Source organism: Falsiroseomonas sp. RANM36 (genome assembly GCF_056682175.1).
Genome location: NZ_JBWXTD010000003.1, coordinates 1526078 through 1532897, shown reverse-complemented (window position 1 = coordinate 1532897; position 6820 = coordinate 1526078). Strand labels below are relative to the sequence as shown.

Sequence of the window (6820 nt, the reverse complement as noted above, 5' to 3'; positions counted from 1 at the left end):
GGGCCCCGCGCCGCGGGGGGGGGGGGGGGGGGGGCGCGGGCGGGGGGGGGGGGGGGGGGGGGGGCAACGGTGGGCTGCCAATGATGATTGAAGCAGGGCGTCGCACTGCGATCCGGCAGATCCTCTTCGCCCGCGGCCTCCGCGATTTCGGCGACGGGCTTATCGCCGTCGTTCTGCCGGCCTACCTCGTGGCGCTCGGCTACGGGGCATCCGAGGTCGGCATGGTCGCGACGATCGCCCTGCTCGGCTCGGCATTGATGACGCTTGGCATCGGCATGCTCGGCGTGCGTGCTGATGCGCGCACGCTCCTGATGGCGGCCGCGGCGCTGATGGTCGCTACCGGCTTGGGCTTCGCCGCGGCGACCGGCTTCTCGCTTCTCGCCGCCATCGCGTTGGTTGGCACCATCAATCCCTCCGCCGGCAGCGTCAGCATCTTCGCGCCGCTGGAGCAGGCGATGCTGACGCACGCCGCACCCGATGCGCGACGCACAGCTGTCTTCGCGCGCTACAGCCTCGTAGGAGCATTGGCGGCCGCCTTCGGCGCGCTGGCGGCGGCAGGGCCCGAGGCACTCGCGAGGCTCGAACCGGGTATTGGCGAGCTCGGCTCGCTCAGGGCAGCATTCATGGCGTATGCCGTCCTCGGCTGTGTCTGCTTCGGCGCGTATCGCGGCCTGCTCCCCGTGCAGGCGCAGGCGCGGCGCGATAGCCATGCTCCGCTCGGTCCGTCACGCGGAATCGTGCTGCGGCTCGCCGCGCTGTTCAGCGTCGATTCGTTCGCCGGCGGGTTGGCGGTGCAGGCACTGCTCGCGCTGTGGCTGTTCGAGCGCTTCGAACTTTCCCTGGCGCAAGCGGGGCTCTTCTTCTTCTGGTCCGGCGTGCTGTCGGCGTTCTCGTTCCCCGTCGCAGCTTGGCTTGCGGGACGCATCGGGCTGGTGAACACCATGGTCTTCACGCACATCCCATCCAGCCTTTGCCTGATCGCAGCGACGATCTCGCCGACTGTCGAATGGGCGCTCGGGCTGTTGCTGCTGCGCGCGGCGCTGTCGCAGATGGACGTTCCAACGCGCAGCTCCTACGTCATGGCTGTCGTCACGCCGTCCGAGCGCACGGCAGCGGCGAGCTTCACCGCTGTACCGCGCAGCCTCGCCGCCGCCGCTGGCCCCGCCATCGCAGGTGCGATCTACGCGGCGGGCTGGCGGACGACGCCCTTCCTTCTCTGCGCCCTGCTCAAGATTGCGTATGATCTGACCCTTCTGTGGTCCTTCCGGCACATCAAGCCGCCGGAGGAGAGATAGCCAGCCGAAGCCGCGCTGGGCGCTGAGAATCTTGGCGCCTTCGCAGGGATGGCGCGTTCCAACCACGCGGCCGCGGTTCACGCTGCGGCGGTCCGCGAATCAGCGGTCGCAAGGCCAAACAGGGAGGCATTTCGAAAGCAGCGGAAACCTGCTTGCGACGCTTGCTGTCCATTGTTGCGGCTTCAGCGGTCCGCAGCAGGAAAGCGAAGGAAGCCGGGAGCACGTCACCGGTCGGCGCCTGGCAGCATCCTGCCCGCCGACTGGCCAATGCTATTCCCGGTCCGCGCCCTACGGGCTACAGCGCCCACCGAAGCAGTTGGAGGCATCATGCGCGATCTCATCGGCCGCGCCGGGCGGGAGCCCGACTTCACCTGGCCGAACGGCGCGCGGCTCGCCGTGTCGGTCGCGGTGAATTTCGAGGAAGGCGCCGAGCAGCAGGTCGGGGACGGCGACGCGCAGAGCGAGCGCATCGGCGAGGTGATCAGCGTCGTCGAGTCCGGCGTGCGCGACCTCGGGCAGGAGCAGATCTTCGCCTATGGCATGCGCGCAGGGCTGTGGCGGATGCTGGACGCGCTCGACCGGCACCGCATGCGCGCGACCTTCCTGATGTGCGGCCGCGCCGTGGAGCGCGCGCCCGCCCAGGCGCGCGAGGCGGTGGCGCGCGGGCACGAGGCGGCGGTGCATGGCTGGCGCTGGCGCCCGCATGCGGATTACCGCGACCGGGCGGAGGAGGCGCGCGACCTCGACCGCTGCATCAGTGCGATCGAGGCGGCCTGCGGCGCGCGGCCGTGTGGCTTCTTCTGCCGCGGCAGCGAGAGCGCCTGGACGCGCGCGCTGCTGGCCGAGCGCGGCTTCCTCTACACCTCCAACGCCTTCGACGACGACCTGCCCTACCGCGACCCGGCACATCCGGCCCTTGTCGTGCTGCCCTATGCGCTCGACAGCAACGACATGAAGTTCTTCCATCCGAACGGGTTCGTTCGCGCGCGCGAGATGGTGGAGTATGTGGAGGACGCGCTGGCGACGCTGCTGGCGGAGGCGGAGCGCGGCAAGCCGCGGCTGCTGAACATCGGCTACCACCTGCGCATCGCCGGCCGCCCCGGGCGCTTCCCGGCCTTCGAAGGCGTTCTTCAGAAACTCGCCTTGCTCGGCGACCGAATCTGGGTGGCGCGACGCGACGAGATCGCACGCGCCTGGATCGCCGCAGGAGGCTAGTCGCGCCCGCTGGCCCGGTAGTGCGGCTCGTCGCCGAGCCCGTCTAGCCATCCATCGTAGAAGGCGCTGACATGCGGGAAGACCGCGCGCGCGAGATCGCGCCGCGCTTCCTCCTCCGCCGTCAGCGGCTGCGCCATCCGCGCGGCGATCTCGTTCAGCACGGCGTCGCGGTCCAGGCGCGTGAAGCGCCCGTCGCGATAGACCACCTCGCCGCCGACCAGCACGGTCTTCACCGCATCCGTCTTCGCGCGCTGCACCAGAACGTCCACCAGCGGGATGTCGGGGCTCTGCCAGGGGCGCGTCACGCGCGGCCAGTCGAACAGCACGGCATCGGCATGGCAGCCGACCGACAGGCGCCCGATCGCCGCGCCGAACGGCGTGGTGCCGGCGCCGTGCTCGGTCGCCATGCGCAGCACCTGCGCCGGCGACGGATGCGGCGCGTGGATGCCGGGCTCGCGGTGCATCCGCAGCGCGAGCCGCATCTCCTGCAGCATGTCGCGGTCGTCGTTGATGCCCGCCTCGTCCATGCCGAGCGCGACCGGGATGCCTGCCGAGAGGAAGCGGTTCACCGGCGCGGTGCCGGATTTCAGCCGCAGGTTGGAGGAGCAGTTATGGCAGATCCGCGTGCCGGTATGCGCGCAGAGCTCGATGTCCGCCTCCGTCATCCACACGCCGTGGCCGAGCGTGAGCCGCGGTCCGGTCAACCCGCGACGGTGCAGATGCGCCAGCGCCGATCCCCCCGTCCGCCGTTGCGCATAGGCCTTCTGGTAGGGCGTCTCCAACAGGTGCATGTGCATCGGCAGGTCGTGCTTCGCCGAAAGCTCCGCCGCTGCGCCCAGCGCCGCATCCGACAGCCAGTGCAGGTTCGCCGGCGCGATCTGCACGGCGATGCGCGGATCGCCGGCGGGAAGCGCTCGGATCGCCTCGAACAGCGCGACCTGCTCCGCCAGCGGCAGAGTGAAGCGCGCGAAATAGTCGCGCATCGCCGGGCGCAGTTCCTCCGGCAGGCGTGCGGTGAAGGCGGCGTCGTCCTCGTAGACCAGGCGGTTCTGGTCGCGCAGCGCCATGGAGTAGGAGGCGCGCATCCCCACCTCGCGATAGGCGCCGACCACTGACCCCGCGGCGGCGAGGATCCGCTCCGGCCCGCCAGGCGCGCGGCTGTGCAGGTGCTGCACCGTGGTGACGCCGGAGGCGATCATCTCGAAGGCGGAGAACAGCGTGTCGAGGCGCAGATCCACGTCGCGCAGCGCCAGCCGGCTGGCGAACCACAGCTCCAGCGGATGGTCGGGCGAGCCGAGTTGCAGCGGCGTCAGCCCGACATGGTGATGCGCATTGACGAGGCCCGGGATGACGACCGTGTGCGCGTCGCCGACCGCCTGGGCGCCGGGATGCCGGGCGGCGAGCTCGGTGAAGGGCGCGATGGCGGCAACGCGCCCCGCCGCGACGGCGAGCCCGGCCTCGTGGTGCAGGATCGGCGAATCGTCCGGCGCGAAGCCTTCCAGCAGCGTCGCCGCGCGCAGGATCAGGGAGACCGGCTCGTTTGCCGTCGTTGCGGGCATGGATGGCGCGCTCCTGCTCGCCTCGCAGGCAGGGACGCGCCGGGCGGCGCGGCGCGAGGCGCGCGCATGCTTGCGCCGGCGCAAACGCGATGACAAGAATGAGAGGATGACGCGCGGGCGCTTCTCCCTGATCCGGAACAAGCCGAGCGGACGGCGCCGCCGTGCCCGTTCCTGGTCCGCGCCGTCCCGCTCCTGCCGCGCCTATGTGGCGCTGATCGCCGCCTCCCGCCGAACGGCCTGACGCCGCCGCCGGGCCGTTGGGCCCGGGCGATGCCGCGCGCCCGCGCGGCACCGACACGTCGTCACCGCAGGAGGTTCCGATGTCCGTCTCCCGTCGTTCGCTTGCCCGCCTCGGCGCCGCCGCCGCGGGCCTTCTCGCCGCGCCCCGCCTCGTCCACGCCCAGGCCGCGCGGGAGCTGGTGATCGTCACCTATCCCGGCCGCCTCTCCGAGCCGCATCGCTGGCTCGGCGACCGGATGGAGGCGCGGCATCGCGGCCTGCGCATCCGGCTCGTTCCCTCCGACAGCCAGGACATCGTCGCGCAGATCAAGGCGGCGCAGGGCCATTCGCCCTTCGACGCCATGCCGAACGACGAGCCGCCGCACATCACCGCGATGACCGAGGGCTACATCGCACGGCGCAACGACGCCGTCCTGTCCAACCTTGGCAATGTCTTCCCCGATCTCCTCGCGCGCTCGGGCGGCTACGGCGTGCCGGCGACCTATTCGCTGGTCGGCATCGCCTACAACAGCCAGCTGGTGCGCAATCCGCCGACCAGCTGGGCGGATCTCTGGCGCCCGGAATACCGCGGCAAGATCGGCATCGCGCGCACCTCCTCCAATCTCGGCCTGGCGACGCTCGCCATCGCCGCCAAGACGCATGGCGGCAGCGAGCGGAACCTCGATGTGGGCTGGGAGAAGCTGCGCGAACTGCAGCCGCGCGCAGCCCGCTCGCCCGCGATCCTCACGCAGATGCTGGAGCGCGAAGAGATCGCCATCGCGCCGCTGTGGAACAACAACACCGCCTCGGCGGCCGACAAGGGCCTGCCCATCCGCTTCCTGATGCCCGCGCCGGGCGCGATCGCGATCCTCTCCTTCTTCTCCGCCATCGCGCAGACGCGGCATCCGGAGCTGGTGAACGAGTGGCTCGATGGCATCCTCTCCGCCGAGTACCAGGCGCGCGCGGCAGGGGCGCCGTATTTCTTCGGTCCCACCGTGCGCGGCGTGACGGTGCCGGAGGCCGCGCGCCCCTACACGCCCTCGACCCCGGCCGAGGTGCTGGCACTCCAGACGATCGACTGGGGCGTCATCGCCCCGCAGCGCGGCGGGCTGGTCGAGCGCTTCGACCGCGTCTTCGCCGGCTGAACACATCAAGGAGGCATCCGACATGACCACCCTTCTCGGCCGCCGCACGCTCGGCGGCCTCGCATTGGGCGCGCTCGCCGCGCCGCAGGTCGCGCGCGCGCAGTCGCGCGAGCTCGTCATCGTCTCCTTCGCGGGCCAGCTGCAGGAGCCGCACCAGTGGCTCGCCCGCCGGATGGAGGCGCGCCATCCGGGCCTGCGCATCCGCCTGGTGCCGAGCGAGGCGCAGGACATCGTGGCGCAGATCAAGGCGGCGCAGGGCCATTCGCCCTTCGACGCCATGCCCAACGGCGAGCCGCCGCACCTGATCGCGCAGCGCGAGGGCTACATCCGGCGGCTCGATCCGGCGAAGGTGCCGAACGCGGCGAATGTCGTGCCGGACTTCATGGCGAAGTCGGGCGGCTTCGGCGTTCCGGCGAGCTATTCGCTGGTCGGCATCGCCTGGAACACCCGCGTGGTGCGGCGCGAGCCGACCTCCTGGGAGGATCTCTGGCACGCCGACTACCGCGGCAAGGTCGCGATCCCGCGCGCCTCCTCCAACCTGGGCCTCGCGGTGCTGGCGATCATCGCCAAGGTGTTCGGCGGCTCCGAGGACAATCTCGCCCCCGCCTGGGAGCGTCTGGCCGCGCTGCGCCCCGTGGTCGGTCGCTCGCCCACCGCGCTGCTGCAGCTGCTCGAGCGCGAGGAGATCGGCGTCGCGCCGATCTGGAACAACGACGTTGCCGGCGCCGCCGCGCGCGGCCTGCCGATCCGCTTTATCCAGCCCGCGCCCGGCCCGGTCTCGCTGCTCTCCTTCATGTCGGAGATCACCAACACGCGGCATCCCGAGCTGGTGCACGAGTGGATGAACGAGATCCTGTCGCCCGAATACCAGCAGCATGCGGCGAACGCGCCCTACTTCTTCGGGCCGACCGTGCGCGGCGTGGCGGTGCCCGATGCGGCGAAGCCCTACACGCCCTCGACGCCGGCCGAGGTGGCGCGGCTGCAGTCGGTGGACTGGTCGAAGATCGCGCCGGTGCGCGGACGCATCCTGGAGCAGTTCGACCGGACCTTCAGCTGACCATGCAGGGAGCGATGCGCGCCGACATGGCGCGCCAGCCGGAGGTGATCGCGGGCCTGCTCGCCCGCGCGCCGGACTTCCTCGCCGCGGGCGCGGCGCTGGCGCCGGGCGCGAGCGGGCGCGTCTTCGTCGCGGGGTGCGGCGACGGCGCCTTCGCGGCGGAGGCGGCTGCGGAATTCGCGCGCGACCTCGGCCTGGACTGGCGCCCGGTCGGCGCGCTCGACCTGCTGCTTTCGGCGCGGCGCCTGACGGCGGTGGACCGCGTCGTCGCGATCTCCATGTCGGGCAATGTGGACCGCACGGTCGCGGGCCCCGGAGCCCCCGCCCGCG

6 protein-coding genes are annotated in these 6820 nt (G+C 71.6%); 5 read left to right on the top strand and 1 reads right to left on the bottom strand.

Going from position 1 to position 6820, the window contains the following annotated elements:
* Positions 1 to 80 precede the first annotated feature (80 nt).
* Complete coding sequence (locus tag AC1MIR_RS12250; RefSeq protein WP_480028432.1) at positions 81 to 1295, top strand: MFS transporter; 1215 nt, start codon at positions 81 to 83, stop codon at positions 1293 to 1295.
* Positions 1296 to 1622: 327 nt separating this feature from the next.
* Positions 1623 to 2510, top strand: coding sequence for a polysaccharide deacetylase family protein (locus tag AC1MIR_RS12245; RefSeq protein WP_480028431.1), 888 nt, complete (start codon positions 1623 to 1625; stop codon positions 2508 to 2510).
* On the opposite strand, the gene AC1MIR_RS12240 is transcribed toward AC1MIR_RS12245, so the two are convergent.
* The gene (locus tag AC1MIR_RS12240) at positions 2507 to 4069 is read right to left on the bottom strand and encodes an amidohydrolase family protein (RefSeq protein WP_480028430.1); all 1563 of its coding nucleotides are present in this window, start codon (positions 4067 to 4069) and stop codon (positions 2507 to 2509) included. The genes AC1MIR_RS12245 and AC1MIR_RS12240 overlap by 4 nt on opposite strands.
* Before the next feature lie 320 nt (positions 4070 to 4389).
* Here AC1MIR_RS12240 and AC1MIR_RS12235 point away from each other — a divergent pair, with 320 nt between their 5' ends.
* The 3 genes from AC1MIR_RS12235 to AC1MIR_RS12225 all read left to right on the top strand — a co-directional run.
* Entirely contained in the window at positions 4390 to 5433 is a 1044-nt protein-coding gene (locus tag AC1MIR_RS12235) for an extracellular solute-binding protein (protein WP_480028429.1), read from the top strand.
* A 22-nt stretch (positions 5434 to 5455) separates the two neighbouring features.
* On the top strand, positions 5456 to 6490 hold the full coding sequence (locus AC1MIR_RS12230) for an ABC transporter substrate-binding protein (RefSeq protein WP_480028428.1): 1035 nt from the start codon (positions 5456 to 5458) through the stop codon (positions 6488 to 6490).
* 14 nt (positions 6491 to 6504) lie between these two features.
* The coding region (locus AC1MIR_RS12225; protein ID WP_480028427.1) for a hypothetical protein at positions 6505 to 6820 on the top strand (316 nt) is incomplete at its 3' end.